Source organism: Sphingomonas donggukensis (genome assembly GCF_023674425.1).
Taxonomy (GTDB): domain Bacteria; phylum Pseudomonadota; class Alphaproteobacteria; order Sphingomonadales; family Sphingomonadaceae; genus Sphingomonas; species Sphingomonas donggukensis.
Genome location: NZ_CP098401.1, coordinates 2,581,557 through 2,597,399 on the forward strand (window position 1 = coordinate 2,581,557; position 15,843 = coordinate 2,597,399).

Sequence of the window (15,843 nt, forward strand, 5' to 3'; positions counted from 1 at the left end):
CGCGAAGGCGCGAAGAAGCGAAGGAAATTGTTCTTGCGGAGGCGCAGAGACGCGGAGATCACTCGCGAGAGGCGCCGCAGGCGTTCATCGCTTTCAAGATCAGGGCGCAGCGCACCGGGCTTTTTCGCGCGTCTGCGCCTCTGCGCCTCCGCGTGAATCCTTCACTCTTCCTTCGCGCCTTCGCGCCTTCTCTGAACCATTTGCCCCCTTACCGAAGCGCCGTCTCGACGCTCCCGCCGCTGCGCCCGGCCATGCGCGTCGCGAAATGGACGTCCACGGCCCGCCGCACGCTTTCGGCGACCTTCTCGCGGCCCTCGCGCGAATTCAGGAAGTCGGCGTCGCGCTGATTCGAGATATAGCCGGTTTCGAACAGGATCGAGGGCATGTCGGGCGCCTTCAGCACCAACAACGACGCCATGCGGTGGAACGCCGCCTTGGTCGGCATCAGCGGCTTGGCCTCGCGCCCCAGCAGCCGCGCGAAGCTGGCCGACGTGTTCATCGTCTCGCGCTGCGTCAGGTCGATCAGGATCGACGAGATGTCGGCGGGCGCATCGCCCAGGTTCATGCCGGCGATGATGTCGGCCTTGTTCTCGCGCGCGGCAAGGCGCGCCGCTTCCTTGTCGGACGCGATCTCGGACAGGGTATAGGCGGTGGCGCCGGTCGCATCGACATTGCCCGCGCTGTCGCAGTGGATCGAGATGAACAGCTGCGCGCCCAGCTGCCGCGCGACCTCGAACCGCTCGCGGTGGATCAGATAGCGGTCGTCGTCGCGGGTCAGCGCCACGCGCACCCGGCCCGACGCGATCAGGTCGTCGCGGATCGCCTGCGCGACCTTCAGCGTCAGATCCTTTTCCTGCAGCGACCCGTCCGGCGACAGCGCGCCGGGGTCGTGCCCGCCGTGGCCGGCGTCGATCACCACCAGCGGGCGACCGGCCGGGCCGTCGATGTGCGGCAGCTTCAGCCGGCGCGCGACCGCGGGCACCGCCACCGCGACGCCGTAGCCCTGGCGCACCGGCGTCGCGGCGTAGCTGAAGGGCGGCAGGAAGCTCATCCGCCCCTCGGCGGCGGCACGCTCGAAGCGGGCATCGTCGACCGGGCTGAGCGCCAGCGTCAGCGTGCGGCCGTCGGCGGCGAAGCTGCCCTCGGTCACGATCGCCGGCGTGGCGAGGTCGAGGACGATGCGCGCGCCGCCGGCGCTCGCGGCCTGGCGGACGCCGGCGACCATTTCGCCGGTGGTCGCATGACCGCCGGGTGTCGCCCCGGCGACGTCGATGGCGATGCGGCGCGGCGTGTTCAGCACGAAGCTCGACGCATCGGCGACGCGACCGTCGAACGTCAGGGTGATGCTGTTCGATGACACGTGAATGCCGCGGATCGTGCCGGCCCAGCTCGGCACGCCCGACAGCCAGCCGGCGATGAGGGCAAGGGCGGCGAACACCCTGATGCTATGCCGCGTCGCCGTGGCGACGGTCCAGCCAAAATCCATATCCCCGCGTGTCCCTCACCCTCGTGATGACCACGGCCTAGCCAGCCGGGGGTCAAATCGCGGTTCAGAGTCAGGGTTAATTTGCCGTTCGGCATGTTATTGCCGGCAACCCCGGCAAGCCCTTGCCGACGGGGGCGGGGCCGACGGACTGGGACGGCGTGCACGGGGCGCCTGTTGCCGCGTTGTCATCCCGGTGCTAGGCACGGAAATGTCGGCAGGGGGCAGCCAGGCGCTGGTCCCCTATGCCGAACGTTCGAATCCGCCGTCGCCGAACCGAAAGCGACGTGCGCCAGTCCAGGTTGATGCTGACATGAGGCATATCCCGCTCCGCCTCCACGAAACCGCCGCCGGCGGTACCGTGCGCGGTGCGGTCGCTCAGGACCAAGCCTCCGGGCGTGCCATGCCAGCAGACGCACTTTTCCACCTTCACGTCCTTGCCGCACCTGCCCGACCTTCGGGTGGGCCGCGGACGACATCATCGCGCGCGACGGCCCCTTCGGGCGGGCCGGCGCGCGCCCGGAGACCATTACATGACCATGCGTATGCTGATCGACGCACGCCACCGGGAAGAAACCCGCGTCGCCGTCGTCAACGGAAATCGAATCGAGGAATTTGACTTCGAGTCCGCCGAGCGCAAGCAGCTCAAGGGCAACATCTATCTGGCCAAGGTGACGCGCGTGGAGCCGTCGCTCCAGGCCGCGTTCATCGATTACGGCGGCAATCGCCACGGCTTCCTGGCGTTCAGCGAAATCCACCCCGATTACTACCAGATCCCCAAGGAGGATCGCGACGCGCTGCTGCGCGAGGAGGCCGAGCACGCCGCCGAGGAGGCCGCGCTGCGCGCCGAGCATGACGGCGACGAGGATCACGACGACGAGCATGAGGGCGAGGGCGATCATGCGTCCGACGACCATGACGACGACGAGTCGCACGACGAGGAAGTGAGCACCGGCGAGGATTCGCCGCGGCGCAAGCGGCGCGGCGGCGGGCATGACGATGCTGCGGTCGAGGATTTGCGCGAGCGCCGCATGAACCTGCGCCGCCGCTACAAGATCCAGGACGTGATCCGCCGCCGCCAGGTGCTGCTGGTCCAGGTCGTGAAGGAAGAGCGCGGCAACAAGGGTGCGGCGCTGACGACGTACCTGTCGCTCGCCGGGCGCTACTGCGTGCTGATGCCCAACACCGCGCATGGCGGCGGGATTTCGCGCAAGATCAGCAACGCGGGCGACCGCAAGCGGCTGAAGTCGATCATGGCCGACCTGACGCTGCCGCCGTCGATGGGCTGCATCGTCCGCACCGCCGGGCTTCAGCGCACCAAGACCGAGATCAAGCGCGACTTCGACTATCTCGCGCGTCTGTGGGACGGCATCCGCGAGGAAACGCTGAAGTCGGCGGCCCCCGCGCTCGTCTATGGCGACAGCGACCTGATGAAGCGCGCGATCCGCGACATCTACAACAAGGAAATCGACGAGGTCATCGTCGAGGGCGAGGCCGGATACCGCCAGGCCAAGGAGTTCATGAAGCTCCTGATGCCCAGCCACGCGCGCCGCGTGAAGCATTACAGCGACCCCGTGCCGCTGTTCCAGCGCGCGCATGTCGAGGACCAGCTGGCGGCGATGTACCATCCGGTCGTCCAGCTGAAATCGGGCGGCTATCTGGTCATCAATCCGACCGAGGCGCTGGTGTCGATCGACATCAACTCAGGGCGCTCGACCCGCGAGCATTCGATCGAGCAGACCGCGACCGCGACCAATCTTGAGGCTGCGCAGGAAATCGCGCGCCAGCTGCGCCTGCGCGACATGGCGGGCCTGGTCGTCATCGACTTCATCGACATGGATCACGGATCGAACGTCCGAAAGGTCGAGAAGGCGATGAAGGAGGCGCTGAAGGACGATCGCGCCCGCATCCAGGTCGGTCGCATCTCGTCGTTCGGCCTGATGGAAATGAGCCGCCAGCGCCTGCGCACCGGCGTGCTGGAGGCATCGACCCGCCAGTGCCCGCATTGCGAGGGCACCGGCCTGGTTCGCACCGCATCGTCGGCGGGCTTGAGCGCGCTGCGCCTGATCGAGGACGAGGCCGCCCGCGGTCGCGGCTCGCAGATCACGCTGCGCGCCAGCCAGGAAGCGGCCTTCTACCTGCTCAACAACAAGCGCGCCGAACTGGCAGAGATCGAGGACCGCTACGGCGTCCGCGTCGAGGTGTTGTCCGATGGCGAGGTCGAGGGCGCGCGCATGTCGGTCGAGGCGTCGGGCCCGCCGCCCGCGCACGCCCCGCGCTTCGACGCGCCGATGCAGGACTTCGACGACGACCTGCCCGAGGACGAGGACGAGGAAGAGGTCGAGGAGGAGACCGAGGCCGAGGACGAACCGCGCGAGCGCCGTCCCCGCCGCGAGCGCGAAGAGGGCGAGGAAGGCAGCGGTCGTGGCCGCGGTCGCCGCCGTCGTCGTGGCCGTCGTGGTCGTGGGCGTGACGAGGATCAGGCGGCGCCGTCGAACGACGATGCGTCCGGCGAACCGGTCGAGGGTGATGCCGCCGAGGACGAGCCGGTCGATACCGGCGACGCGCCGACCGCTCCGCGCACCGACGAGGGCGGCGAACCGCGCCGCCGTCGCCGTCGTGGCCGTCGTGGCGGCCGCCGCGAGGGTGGGGGCGAGGTGATCGCCGACGCCGAGGCACCTGTCGAGGACGTTTCCGAACCGGACGTCGAAGTGGTCGAGGCCGAGCCCGAAGCCGAAGCGCCCAAGCCGCGCCGCTCGCGCCGCCGCAAGCCGGTGGCGGACGAGGCTCCGGCTCCGGTCGCCGAGGTCGAGGCACCCGCCGAGGACGCGCCCGTCGAGAAGCCCAAGCGTTCGCGCCGCAAGGCCGCGGCGCCGGTCGAAGCTGTCGAGGCCGCGCCGGTCGCCGAGGCTGCGCCCGAGGCCGACGCCGCCGAGGACGCACCCAAGCCGCGTCGTCGGACCAGCCGCAAGAAGGCCGATCCGGTCGCCCCGATCGCCGACGACGTCGCGACCACCGAGGCGGTCGCGGTGGACGGTGCCGCCGACGGCGCCGCGCCGGTCGACGACGCTGCCGGCCCGGACGGCGGGGACGATGCCGACGGCACCCCGCGCCGCGGCTGGTGGCAGCGCACGTTCGGCGCATGATGCCGCGCCGCTCCCCGTGCGGTCACGGGGAGCGGCCGCTTCAGCCGCGGTTCAGTCGCGGCTGGACAGGGAAGCGATGATGGCGATGCGCGGGTTCGAAACGATGCGACGGCTGACGACCAGGCTGGTTGCGGCCCTCGCGGCGGTCGCGATGCTCGCCGTCCAGCCGGCGACGGCGCAATCGATCCTGCGCGATGCCGAAACCGAATCGCTGCTCCACGACATGTCGCGCGACATCATCGTCGCCGCCGGGCTGTCGCCCGCGAACGTCCGCGTCGTCGTCATCAACGATCCCAGCATCAACGCCTTCGTCGCGGGCGGGCAGATCGTCTATGTCCATTCCGGGCTGATCGACGCCGCCGACAACGCCAACGAAGTCCAGGGCGTCATCGCGCACGAGGTCGGGCATATCGCCAACGGCCACATCCCGTTGCAGGACGCCGGCTATAGCGGGGCGATGGGCGTCTCGATCCTCAGCCTCGTGCTCGGCGTCGCGGCGATCGCCGCGGGGGCGGGCGAGGCCGGGGCAGGCATCCTCGCCGCCGGCCAGCGCGCCGCGCTCGGCAAGCTGCTCGCCTTCACCCGCGTCCAGGAATCGAGCGCCGATGCGGCGGGCGCGCGCTATCTCGCCACCGCCGGCATCACCGGCCGCGGCATGCTCAGCTTCTTCAAGAAGCTCCAGAACCTGGAATATCGCTACGGTGTCGCCCAGAACGAGGGCAGCTACGACCGCACCCACCCGCTGACCGCCGAGCGCCTCGCGGCGCTCGACCAGGTGACCCGCGCCTCGCCGTCGTTCGCGAAGGCGGCCGACAGCGGCATCGAGGCGCGTTTCAAGCGCGTGCAGGCGAAGCTGCGCGGCTACGTCAACGAACCGCGCGCGACGCTCGTCAAATATCCGCCGACCGACCAGTCGGTGCCCGCGCATTACGCCCGCGCCTATGCCTATCACCTGTCGGGCTATCCCGATCAGGCCGCGGTCGAGACGGCGGCGCTGGTGAAGGCGCTGCCGACCGACCCCTATATCCTCGAGCTTCAGGGCCAGATCCTGATGGAGGGCGGCGATCCGAAGGCGGCGCTCGGTCCATTGCGCCGCGCGACCGAGGGCTCGCGCTCGTCGCCGCTGATCGCCACCACCTTCGGCCACGCGCTGCTCGCGACCGACGATCCGGCCAATCTGCCCGAAGCCGAGCGCGTCCTGCGGCTGGCGGTGCAGCGTGACGACGACAATCCGTGGGGCTGGACCCAGCTCGGCACCGTCTATGAACGCAAGGGCGACGAGCCCCGCACCGCGCTCGCCACCGCCGAGCGGGCCAATCTGACCGGCGATTCGCGCACCGCGCTGGTCTCGTCGCGCGCGGCGATGGCGGGCCTGCCTAAGGGCAGTGCGGACTGGATTCGCGCGCAGGACATCTACCTCGTCTCGCAGACCGAGATGGAAAAGGACCGGAAGAACCGCCGATGACGTTGCGCCCGTGGATTCTCGCGCTCCTGCTGCTGGCGGCAGGAGCGATCGGCGGCGCGGTGGTGCTCGCCGGGCAGGCGCTGCGCCCGGCGCCCGCGGCGGGCGACGTCCGCGGCTATCTGATGGCGCATCCCGAAGTGATTCCCGAAGCGATCCAGGTCTTGCAGGAGCGCGAAACCGGCAAGCTGGTCGCGGCCAACCGCGCCGCGGTCACCACGCCCTTCCCCGGTGCGGTAGGGGGCAACCCGGCGGGCGACGTCACCATCGTCACCTATATGGACTATGCCTGCGGCTTCTGCCGCGCGAGCCTGCCCGATTTGGCGAAGCTGGTGGGTGAGGATGCGAAGGTCCGCGTCGTGTACCGCGAACTGCCGATCCTGAGCGCGGAGAGCCGCGACGCCGCCGCCTGGGCGCTCGCCGCCGCCGAGCAGGGCAAGTATATGCCGTTCCACACCGCGCTCTTCGCCGCCGGGCGTCCCAATGCGGCGAGCATCGCGCAGGCCGCGAATGCGGCAGGCCTCGACCTCGCCCGCGCCCGTACCGCCATCGCGTCGCCCGCGGTCGCGACCGAATTGTCCCGCAACCTCGACATGGCGCGCGCGCTCGGCATGACGGGCACGCCCGCCTGGGTGATCGGCGACCGTATCCTGTCGGGCGCGGTCGGGCACGATGCCCTGCAAAAGGCGGTGGCGGCGGCGCGCGCCGCGCGCTGACCTCGGCTCCCGACCTTGTGAGCGGCGGTCACGCACCCTAGCTTGCGGCGGCACAAGGGGGCCGCCATGTCCGATACCATCCTCGCCGTTCGCGGCGTGTCCAAGACCTACGGCTCCGGCCAGCGCGCGCTCGACGCGGTCGATCTCGACATCCGCCGCGGAGAGATCTTCGCGCTGCTCGGTCCCAATGGGGCGGGCAAGACCACGCTGATCTCGGTCGTGTGCGGCATCGTCACGCCGTCGTCGGGCACGATCACCGTCGGCGGACACGATGCGATCGCCGACTACAAGCCGGCCCGCGCGATGATCGGGCTGGTGCCGCAGGAACTGTCGGTCGACATGTTCGAAACGGTGATGGCGACGGTGCGCTTCTCGCGCCGGCTGTTCGGGCGGTCGGGACACGACGCATACCTCGAGCAGCTGCTGAAAGACCTGTCGCTGTGGGACAAGCGCGACGCGAAGATCATGGAATTGTCGGGCGGCATGAAGCGCCGCGTGCTGATCGCGAAGGCGCTGAGCCACGAGCCCGACCTGCTGTTCCTCGACGAGCCGACCGCGGGGGTCGATGTGTCGCTGCGCCGCGACATGTGGAAGCTGATCGGGTCGCTGCGCGAACGCGGCGTGACGATCATCCTGACCACGCACTATATCGAGGAGGCCGAGGAAATGGCCGACCGCGTCGGCGTCATCAACGGCGGCAAGCTGCTGCTGGTCGAGGAGAAGACCGCGCTGATGAAGAAGCTCGGCAAGCGCGAGATGGATATCGCGCTGACCGACCCGATGGACGCTGTGCCCGCCGAGCTTGTCGAATGGCACCTGACGCTGGAGAACGACGGCCACACGCTGCGCTACGTATTCGACGCGCAGGCCGAACGCACCGGCATCCCCTCGCTCCTGCGCAAGCTCGCCGAACTCGGGATCGGCTTCAAGGATCTGGAGACGTCGAAGTCGAGCCTCGAGGACATCTTCGTCGACCTGGTGAAGACGAAAGGAGTGGCCGCGTGAGCGGGCCTGCTGCACGCAATTCCGTTCGTTTCGAGCGAAGTCGAGATACCGTCGCGGGCGGCGCGCAAGCGTTTCTCGACTACGCTCGAAACAAACGGGGAAAGTGACCATGAACACCCACGGCGTCTGGGCGATCTATCGCTTCGAAATGGCGCGCGCGCTGCGCACCCTGTGGCAGAGCCTGGTGACGCCGGTCATCACCACCAGCCTGTATTTCATCGTGTTCGGCGGCGCGATCGGCAGCCGGATGCAGTCGGTCGATGGCGTCGGCTACGGCAGCTTCATCGTGCCGGGGCTCATCATGCTCGCGCTGCTGACGAACAGTATCGGCAACGCCTCGATCGGCATCTACTTCCCGAAGTTCACCGGCACGATCTACGAACTGCTGTCGGCCCCCGTCTCGCCATTCGAAATGGTGATCGGCTATGTCGGCGCCGCCGCGACCAAGTCGGTGGTGCTGGGGCTCATTATCCTCGGCACCTCGGCGTTCTTCGTCGATCTGCGCATCGAACACCCGCTTGCGATGGTCGCGTTCCTGATCCTGACGTCGGTCGCGTTCAGCCTGTTCGGCTTCATCATCGGGGTGTGGGCGAAGGGGTTCGAACAGCTGAACTTCGTGCCGGCGCTGCTGATTACCCCGCTGACCTTCCTCGGCGGTGCATTCTACTCGATCTCCATGCTGCCCGAACCGTGGCGCACGGTCAGCCTGTTCAACCCGGTCGTGTACCTCGTCAGCGGTTTCCGCTGGAGTTTCTTCGGCCAGGGGGACGTCAGCATCGCGTGGAGCCTGGGCTTCACCGCGGGGTTCATGGGCCTGTGTTTGGGAGTGATCGCGTGGATCTTCAAAAGCGGGTGGCGGCTCAAAAACTAGTTTGATCCTCCCCTCGCAGGGGAGGATCAGCACGCTGTCCTACACGGCTAGGATTTGCCACAACCTCGACGATGACCGACCCGGCGCCTGCGACGATGCTCTCCAGCACCGTTGCCGGAGCGCACCGAAGTTTCCGACATCACGCCGTTTCGCGGAACTTTCGACGCCGCGCCGAACGCCGCGACTCACCCCAGCCGGTGCTCGCCCTTCACCCAGCGCACCGTGCCCGACGATGCGCGCATCACCACGCTCTCGGTGGTCATCTTGCCAGCCTTGCGCTTCACACCGGCCAGAAGCGATCCGTCGGTGACGCCGGTCGCAGCGAAGATGCAGTCGCCCTTGGCGAGATCGGTCAGGTCGTAGATCCGGTCGAGGTCGGTGACCCCCCATTTCGCCGCGCGCCCACGCTCGGCGTCGTTGCGGAACAGCAGCCGGCCCTTGAACTGCCCGCCGATGCACCTGAGCGCCGCGCAGGCCAGCACGCCCTCCGGCGCGCCGCCCGACCCCATGTACACGTCAACGGTCGTGTCGGGATCGGTCGTCGCGATGACGCCCGCAACGTCGCCGTCGCCGATCAGCATCACTCCGCACCCGATCGCGCGCAGCTCGGCGACCAGCGCCTCGTGGCGCGGGCGGTCGAGGACACAGGCGATGATCTCGTGCGGTTCGACGCCCTTGGCGGCGGCGATGGCGTGGATGTTCTCGGTCGGCGACTTCGCCAGGTCGATGACGCCGTCGGGATAGCCGGGGCCGACCGCCAGCTTTTCCATGTACACGTCGGGCGCGTTCAGCAGTTCGCCTTCCTCGGCGATCGCCAGCACGGCGAGCGCGTTCGGTCCGGCCTTGGCGGTGATCGTCGTGCCCTCCAGCGGGTCGAGCGCGATGTCGATCTTCGGACCCGAGCCGATCGCGGAGCCGACCTTTTCGCCGATGAACAGCATCGGCGCTTCGTCGCGCTCGCCCTCGCCGATCACCACGGTGCCGTCCATCGCCAGCTCGTTCAGCGCCGCGCGCATCGCCTCGACCGCAGCGGCGTCGGCGGCTTTCTCGTCGCCGCGCCCGACCAGCTTGGCCGCGGCGATCGCGGCGGCTTCGGTCACGCGCACCATCTCGAGCACGAGGACGCGGTCCAGGACCTTGCTGGCGGTGTCGGTCATCCGGAATCCCCTAAGTCTGTTTTGCCGGGGCGATAGGGGGGTGGCCGCGCCTTGTCGAGGGTCGCGGGGCGGGGCTTGCGCCCGCGCCGCGGCGGGATCATGCTGCGGCCATGCTCGCGCTGATGCTGATGCTCGCCGCCCCGCAGGATGCCGTCGCCACCGCGCGCGCCCTGACCCGCGCCGAGGTGCCGTGCCGCTCCAGTCCCGACAGCGCCGACATCACCGTGTGCGGCCGGCGGCAGGCAGACCGGCGCTACCGCATCAGCTTCGTCCTGCCCGCCGAGCGCGATTCGGTGCCGCTGGAACGCGACCGGCTGCTCGATCAGCACCCGCCCGCATGCGGCATGGCGGCGTTCCTCGCCAATTGCGGGTTCGTCGGGGTGACGATGACCAGCGGCGCGGGCGGCACGCAGGTGAAGACGCGCAAGCTGGCGCCGTGATCGCGTTGGCACTCGCGCTGCTCCAGGCCGCCGCCGCAGGGCCCGCGCCGCAGCGATGGTCGGTGCTCGCCGGCCCCTGTCCCGTCGGTCGCGACGGCGAGATAGTGGTCTGCGCGCCCGAGATGCTCCAGCGCCTGCCGCTGCCGGAAGAGCGCGAACCGCCCGCCCGTCCGCGCCAGCCGGCAGGCGATCCGCGCGCCGCGCTGGACAACGCCGCACCCCCATGTCCGCCGCGCGGCTGCATGAGCGGCGGCATCAATCTGCTCGCGATCGGCAAGACGCTGGTCGACGAGATCGGCTACGCGGCGAAACGCAAGCATCCCGGCAAGCGCGAACCGATTGTCCTCGACTGACGGCGGCGCGTGCAACTCGTGCGGGCGGAGCACGTTAAGGCGCTGGGGAAACAGGCGAGGATCATACGATGCCGTCGATGATGATGCTTCTGCAACTTGTCGCGCTGCCACTCGCCACCACGATCCCTGCGCCGGTGGTGCGTACGGCGTCGGTCTGCACCGGCGAGGCGTGTCGCCCGCTTGCACAGGATCGCTACCGTTTCCGAGCCGTCGATCCGGCGGAGCAGGCGACCGATGCGAAGTCGGCGGCACTCACGCAGCGCTGGCGCGAATGCGGGGTGATGGGTGCGCCCGTGTGTCCGCGCAAGGGCCGCAAGATCTGGTCAATGGAGTTGCCCTGACACACGCTCAGGCGAGGATGTGCATCCACATCGGCTCGCCGGCCAGACTTTGCGATCCGCGAAGCTTTTCGAGCGCGGCGGCGACGCAGCGTTCGGGGCCCTCATGGGTGACGATTGCGACCAAGACATGGCCGTCGGGGCTGGCGCCGCGCTGGATCAGGCTTTCGATCGACACACCGGCATCGCGCATCGCCGCGGCGATCTCGGCCAGCACGCCGACCTTGTCGACCACGGCGAAGCGCAGGTAGGCGCGGCTGCGGCGATCGCCGGCATCGGCGGTGGCGGGCCTGGTCAGGGCGGCGGCGGGCATCGCATAGGGGGCGCCATATTCGCCGCGGGCGATGTCGATCAGGTCGGCGACGACTGCGCTGGCGGTTGGTCCGTCGCCCGCCCCGCGCCCCTGGAAGAAGAGCCGCCCGACGAAATTGCCATCGGCGACGACCGCGTTGAGCGACCCCGTCGTGTGCGCCAGCGGGTGGTCGATCGGCACCAGATGCGGGTGAACGCGCTGGAACAGCCCGCTCGCCCCCGCCTCCGCGACGCCCACCAGCCGCACGCGGTACCCCAGCGCCGCCGCCTCGGCGATGTCGGCGCCCAGCACGTGGCGGATGCCGGTGATCGCGACGTCGCCGAACGCCGGCTGCGTACCGAAGGCCAGGCTCGCCAGGATCGACAATTTGTGCGCGGCGTCGATGCCGTCGATGTCGAAACTGGGGTCTGCCTCGGCAAAGCCCAGCGCCTGCGCCTCGGCCAGCACCTCGGCGAAGTCGCGGTTCTCGGCCTCCATCTTCGACAGGGTGAAATTGCATGTGCCGTTCAGGATGCCGTACACCCGGTCGATGGCGTTGGCCGCCGCGCCCTCGCGCAGGCCCTTCACCACCGGCACGCCGCCCGCGACCGCAGCCTCGAACTTCAGTGCCACGCCCGACGCCTCGGCGGCCTGCGCCAGCTCCAGCCCGTGGTGCGCCAGCATCGCCTTGTTGGCGGTCACGAATGCCTTGCCCGCGGACAGCGTCGCACGGGCGAGGGTGAGGGCGGGGCCGTCCGATCCGCCGATCAGCTCGACCACCACGTCGGCGCGGGGGTGATGGGCGAGCGCGCTGGTATCGTCGGTCCAGTCGAACCGCGACAGGTCGATGCCGCGGTCCTTGGTGCGATCGCGCGCCGACACCGCGACGATCTCGATCGCGCGACCGGCGCGGCGTTCGATCAGGTCGCGGTTGGTGTCGAGCAGCCGGACGACCCCGCCGCCAACGGTGCCGAGCCCGGCAAGCGCAATTCGTAACGGCTCGACCATGTTACCTCCGTCACCCGGCCTTGTGCCGGGGTCCACCCATCGACGGGCGTTGCGCTAGCGGAGGAGTGGACCCCGGCACAAGGCCGGGGCGACGAAGGATTTCTACTTCTTGATGAGCCCGATCTCGACCAGCCGCTCGTGCAGGTAATCGTGGCTGCTGATCGGCGTTTCGTAGCGGTTGGGATTGTCCGCGGTGATCGTGCCGGGCAGCGTCGCGATCATGAAATCGGGCGCGGGGTGAAGGAAATAGGGCATCGAATAGCGCGAGAAACCACGTCGCTCGGGCGCCGGGTTGACGACGCGGTGGGTGGTGGAGGGCAGGACGTGGTTGGTCAGCCGCTGCAGCATGTCGCCGACATTGACGACCATCGCGCCCGCGGGCGGCTTCACCGGCAGCCAGCTGCCATTCTTCTCGAGCAGTTCGAGGCCCGCTTCCTCGGCCCCGAGCAGCAGGGTGATCAGGTTGATGTCCTCATGCGCGCCGGCGCGCACTTCGGGGGCATCGGCGGGGACCGGCGGATAATGGAGCAGGCGCAGCACCGAATTGCCGTCGTCCACAGCATGTTCGAACCAGTTCGGCTCGAGCCCTAGATGCACCGCGATCGCCGACAGCAGGCGCAGACCTGCGTCGTCCAGCGCCTTGAACAGCGCCAGGAACGTCTCCTTGAATCCCTCGGGCTGATCGGGCCAGACGTTGGGGGCCATCTCCTTCTCGAACCGGTGGCCGCGCGCCAGTTCGCGCCCCACGTGCCAGAATTCCTTCAGGTCGACGTGCGTCGCACCCTTGGCGATCTCGGTCTTGAACGGCGTATAGCCGCGCGCCCCGCCGCCGCCGGCCTGGAAATAGGCGCGCTTCTGATCCTCGGGCAGGCCGAAGAACGCCTTGGTCATCGCCCACGCGCGCTCGACGATGGCGTCGGGCACGCCGTGGTTCGACACCATCGCAAAGCCGAACCGCTCGAACGACGTGCCGAGCGCCTTGGCAAAGCCGGCGGGGTCGGTCCCTTGCGTGCCCATGTCGAGCAGCGGAACCTGGGCCTGGGGAGTGTCGAGCATGGTCGCGAGTCCTGGAGAAAGCGTCGAAACCCCCATGATAGGCGCATCGAGCCCTTGCGCCTAGGGGCGGGCCGACTGGCCCGCGATTTATGAGCTGCTAGGCCCGGAAGGCATGGCGCGCGCGTCAGAAGGGGAAGACTATCCGGATCGCCGCGACCGCGACTGCGAAGGTAATCAGGTTGAGCGGCAGGCCGACGCGCACGAAGTCCATGTAGCGATAGCCGGCCATCTGATAGACGATAACGTTCGTCTGGTAGCCGAAAGGCGTGGCGAAGGCGGCGCTGCCGGCCATCATCACGGCGACCAGGAACGGGCGGGCGCTGACACCCAGGCTCTCGGCCAGCGCAACGGCGATCGGCGTCATCAGGACCGCAACCGTGGCGTTCGACAGCAGCTCGGTCAGCACCATCGTCACCAGATACAGCACGATCAGCGCGGCGAGCGGGCCGACGCCGTTCAGCGATCCGATCAGCGCCTCGGTTGCCATGCCGGCCAGCTTGCTTTCCTCCATCGCGATCCCGATCACGACCATCCCAGCGATCAGGATCAGGATCTGCGGGCGCAAACCGCCGTAAGCCTCGTCCGGGGTGATGACGCGCAGCAGGATCAGCAGCACCGCCCCGGCAAATGCCGTCGCGGCGATCGGCGCGACGTTCAGCGCCGCCGCGGCGATCGCACCGACGAAGACCGCCGCGGCGATGGCTGCGTGGCGGGGGTTGAACGCGCGCTGCTCGGCGAAGAGCTCGGCGTCGCCCACCTGCGCGCTGTCGACCTGGATGTCGCCGCCGCGCGGCGCGTCGGGCTCGGCCAGGCTTTGCTTCATCAGCTTGCCGCTGAACAGGAAGAGGTAGAGCCCGCCGACCAGCGCCATCGGCAGCCCGACCGGCGTGATCTCGAAGATGCCGAAGCGCGGCTGGCCGGCGATCCGGGCCATGTCGTCGACGAGCAGGTTGGTCGACGTGCCGATCAGCGTGCAGCAGCCGGTCAGCACGGTGATATAGGACAGCGGCATCAGATACCGCTTGGGCGGCAGCCGGAGCGCGGTCGCGACGTCGCGCACCACCGGCGCGCCGAGCACGACGATCGGCGTGCTGTTCAGGAAGCAGGACAGGCACCCGATCGCGCCGAGCATCAGCCAGAGCCCGGCAGCACCCAGCCGCCTGCACATCGCGACCGCCCCGGTGATCGCGCGGTCGAGCAATCCCGACAGTTCGAGCGCGTAGGCGATGACGAACAGCGAGGCGAGGGCGATGATCGCGGGGCTGGCGAAGGCGCCCTGCACCTCGACCGGCCGGACGACGCCGGTGACCAGCAGCACCGCCGCACCGGACAGCGCCACCACATCCGAACGCACCCGGTCCCAGATCAGCGCCGCTACGACCGCGATCAGCACTGCCAGCGTCAGAATCTGGTCCGCGGTCACCCGTGACGCCCGGTGCGGAGGGGCAGGAGCATTGTCATGGTGAACCTCTTGCCGGACCTTGCTATGCGGTGTCCATGAAGGAACCGACGCCTCGCACCAGCCGCCTCGCCCTGGCCGGCGGCGCGCTTGCCGTGCTGGCGGTCGGGGGTGCGGGATTCGTGGCGGGACGCGGGTCGGTCGCGCCGGCTCCGGCGCCGAGCGCCACCGTCGCCACCGCGCCTTTACCCGAACCCGTGCCGTCGCCGGCGACGCCCGCGCGGCTGGATCGCGCCGGACTGCTCGCGTTCGCGTCCGCCGCCGCCGATGCCACCGCGAGCGGTCGACCGCTCGCGTCCGATACAGCGCGGGTGACAGGTCGCCGCTTCTCGATCGCGCTGCCGTTCGGGTGCGGGGGCCCGTTGGGGGATGCGGACGCGACCGGCACGGGCTGGCGCTACGATGCGGAGCGCGGCGCGCTGCGGCTTCAGGTCGCATCGACGCGCTGGGCGCCGCAGGAGTGGCTCGGCGACGCGCCGCCCGCCGACATCGAGGCGGTCGAGGGCTTCTGGGTGCCGCGACCGTGGACGGGTTCGGAAGCCTGTCCCACCGCCGCTGCGCCGGCAGCGGCAGAGGGGATCGAGCCGGTCACGCTCGCGGGCCAGTCGCTGGCGATCGGGCAGATGTTCCGGTCGGGCGGGGCGCGGCAGGACCGGCGCGACGGTGCCCCCTACGTCGCGGTGGTGCGAACCGCACCCGATGCGGTGCGCGCGGAGAAGGGCTTCCGCGTCCGCCTGACGGGGCAGCTGGCCGACGTGCCCGGCGGTGCCGCTCGATGCCGCCAGCCCGGCGGACCCGACCAGCGCCCGATCTGCCTGCTGACCGCGACCTTCGACGAAATCGCGATCGAGAATGCCGCCACCGGCGAGACGCTCGCCCGCTGGCCGGGCGGCAGCAGTCGCGGTGAGTAACGCGTCGCCGGTCGGGCGCCGTCCGAAGACAAGTTTGGCAATTTCATCGGCGATTGGCGCACCCGACAGGATTCGAACCTGTGGCCTCTGCCTTCGGAGGGCAGCGCTCTATCCAGCTGAGCTACGGGTGCCGGCGCGGGGCTGTG

14 protein-coding genes and 1 tRNA gene are annotated in these 15,843 nt (G+C 69.4%); 9 read left to right on the top strand and 6 right to left on the bottom strand.

All coding sequences use genetic code 11. The features are described from left to right. Positions 1–208 precede the first annotated feature (208 nt). Positions 209–1,486, bottom strand: coding sequence for an N-acetylmuramoyl-L-alanine amidase (locus tag M9980_RS12675; protein WP_250751507.1), 1,278 nt, complete (start codon positions 1,484–1,486; stop codon positions 209–211). 530 nt (positions 1,487–2,016) lie between these two features. Here M9980_RS12675 and M9980_RS12680 point away from each other — a divergent pair. From M9980_RS12680 to M9980_RS12700, 5 genes are all read left to right on the top strand, one after another. After that, positions 2,017–4,629, top strand: a complete 2,613-nt coding sequence (locus tag M9980_RS12680; protein ID WP_250751508.1) for an Rne/Rng family ribonuclease — start codon at positions 2,017–2,019, stop codon at positions 4,627–4,629. A 76-nt stretch (positions 4,630–4,705) separates the two neighbouring features. After that, the gene (locus tag M9980_RS12685; RefSeq protein ID WP_479725554.1) at positions 4,706–6,094 is read left to right on the top strand and encodes a M48 family metalloprotease; all 1,389 of its coding nucleotides are present in this window, start codon (positions 4,706–4,708) and stop codon (positions 6,092–6,094) included. After that, complete coding sequence (locus M9980_RS12690) at positions 6,091–6,807, top strand: DsbA family protein (protein ID WP_250751509.1); 717 nt, start codon at positions 6,091–6,093, stop codon at positions 6,805–6,807. Before M9980_RS12685 ends, M9980_RS12690 begins: the two co-directional genes overlap by 4 nt. Before the next feature lie 66 nt (positions 6,808–6,873). Continuing rightward, positions 6,874–7,812: an ABC transporter ATP-binding protein gene (locus M9980_RS12695; protein WP_250751511.1), complete on the top strand. Its 939-nt coding sequence runs from the start codon at positions 6,874–6,876 to the stop codon at positions 7,810–7,812. A gap of 109 nt (positions 7,813–7,921) precedes the next feature. Next, on the top strand, positions 7,922–8,683 hold the full coding sequence (locus tag M9980_RS12700; RefSeq protein WP_250751513.1) for an ABC transporter permease: 762 nt from the start codon (positions 7,922–7,924) through the stop codon (positions 8,681–8,683). A gap of 185 nt (positions 8,684–8,868) precedes the next feature. Here M9980_RS12700 and glpX read toward each other — a convergent pair whose 3' ends face one another. Further along, positions 8,869–9,840, bottom strand: coding sequence for a class II fructose-bisphosphatase (glpX, locus tag M9980_RS12705; RefSeq protein WP_250751515.1), 972 nt, complete (start codon positions 9,838–9,840; stop codon positions 8,869–8,871). Positions 9,841–9,950: 110 nt separating this feature from the next. Here glpX and M9980_RS12710 point away from each other — a divergent pair, with 110 nt between their 5' ends. The 3 genes from M9980_RS12710 (at position 9,951) to M9980_RS12720 (ending at position 10,974) form a co-directional block, all read left to right on the top strand. Next, complete coding sequence (locus M9980_RS12710) at positions 9,951–10,280, top strand: hypothetical protein (protein ID WP_250751518.1); 330 nt, start codon at positions 9,951–9,953, stop codon at positions 10,278–10,280. Next, entirely contained in the window at positions 10,277–10,633 is a 357-nt protein-coding gene (locus M9980_RS12715) for a hypothetical protein (RefSeq protein WP_250751521.1), read from the top strand. The genes M9980_RS12710 and M9980_RS12715 overlap by 4 nt, the downstream gene beginning before the upstream one ends. A gap of 77 nt (positions 10,634–10,710) precedes the next feature. Beyond that, positions 10,711–10,974: a hypothetical protein gene (locus M9980_RS12720; RefSeq protein WP_250751523.1), complete on the top strand. Its 264-nt coding sequence runs from the start codon at positions 10,711–10,713 to the stop codon at positions 10,972–10,974. A 7-nt stretch (positions 10,975–10,981) separates the two neighbouring features. Here M9980_RS12720 and M9980_RS12725 read toward each other — a convergent pair whose 3' ends face one another. The 3 genes from M9980_RS12725 to M9980_RS12735 all read right to left on the bottom strand — a co-directional run bounded on the left by M9980_RS12725 (position 10,982) and on the right by M9980_RS12735 (position 14,750). Then, the gene (locus tag M9980_RS12725) at positions 10,982–12,271 is read right to left on the bottom strand and encodes a homoserine dehydrogenase (RefSeq protein ID WP_250751526.1); all 1,290 of its coding nucleotides are present in this window, start codon (positions 12,269–12,271) and stop codon (positions 10,982–10,984) included. Between the two features lie 102 nt (positions 12,272–12,373). Continuing rightward, complete coding sequence (locus M9980_RS12730) at positions 12,374–13,327, bottom strand: isopenicillin N synthase family dioxygenase (RefSeq protein ID WP_250751528.1); 954 nt, start codon at positions 13,325–13,327, stop codon at positions 12,374–12,376. 124 nt (positions 13,328–13,451) lie between these two features. Next, complete coding sequence (locus tag M9980_RS12735; protein ID WP_250751530.1) at positions 13,452–14,750, bottom strand: SLC13 family permease; 1,299 nt, start codon at positions 14,748–14,750, stop codon at positions 13,452–13,454. A 68-nt stretch (positions 14,751–14,818) separates the two neighbouring features. On the opposite strand from M9980_RS12735, the gene M9980_RS12740 reads away from it, so the two are divergent. Then, positions 14,819–15,697, top strand: a complete 879-nt coding sequence (locus tag M9980_RS12740) for a hypothetical protein (RefSeq protein ID WP_250751532.1) — start codon at positions 14,819–14,821, stop codon at positions 15,695–15,697. A 54-nt stretch (positions 15,698–15,751) separates the two neighbouring features. Here M9980_RS12740 and M9980_RS12745 read toward each other — a convergent pair. After that, a tRNA-Arg gene (locus M9980_RS12745) sits at positions 15,752–15,828 on the bottom strand. Between the last annotated feature and the right edge of the window lie 15 nt (positions 15,829–15,843).

Bases quoted from the DNA above. Each gene is read 5' to 3' on its own strand.
- glpX (WP_250751515.1), bottom strand. From the start codon at position 9,840: ATGACCGACACCGCCAGCAAGGTCCTGGACCGCGTCCTCGTGCTCGAG.
- M9980_RS12720 (WP_250751523.1), top strand. From the start codon at position 10,711: ATGATGATGCTTCTGCAACTTGTCGCGCTGCCACTCGCCACCACGATC.
- M9980_RS12690 (WP_250751509.1), top strand. From the start codon at position 6,091: ATGACGTTGCGCCCGTGGATTCTCGCGCTCCTGCTGCTGGCGGCAGGA.
- M9980_RS12725 (WP_250751526.1), bottom strand. From the start codon at position 12,271: ATGGTCGAGCCGTTACGAATTGCGCTTGCCGGGCTCGGCACCGTTGGC.
- M9980_RS12695 (WP_250751511.1), top strand. From the start codon at position 6,874: ATGTCCGATACCATCCTCGCCGTTCGCGGCGTGTCCAAGACCTACGGC.
- M9980_RS12710 (WP_250751518.1), top strand. From the start codon at position 9,951: ATGCTCGCGCTGATGCTGATGCTCGCCGCCCCGCAGGATGCCGTCGCC.
- M9980_RS12700 (WP_250751513.1), top strand. From the start codon at position 7,922: ATGAACACCCACGGCGTCTGGGCGATCTATCGCTTCGAAATGGCGCGC.
- M9980_RS12730 (WP_250751528.1), bottom strand. From the start codon at position 13,327: ATGCTCGACACTCCCCAGGCCCAGGTTCCGCTGCTCGACATGGGCACG.
- M9980_RS12680 (WP_250751508.1), top strand. From the start codon at position 2,017: ATGACCATGCGTATGCTGATCGACGCACGCCACCGGGAAGAAACCCGC.
- M9980_RS12685 (WP_479725554.1), top strand. From the start codon at position 4,706: ATGATGGCGATGCGCGGGTTCGAAACGATGCGACGGCTGACGACCAGG.
- M9980_RS12675 (WP_250751507.1), bottom strand. From the start codon at position 1,486: ATGGATTTTGGCTGGACCGTCGCCACGGCGACGCGGCATAGCATCAGG.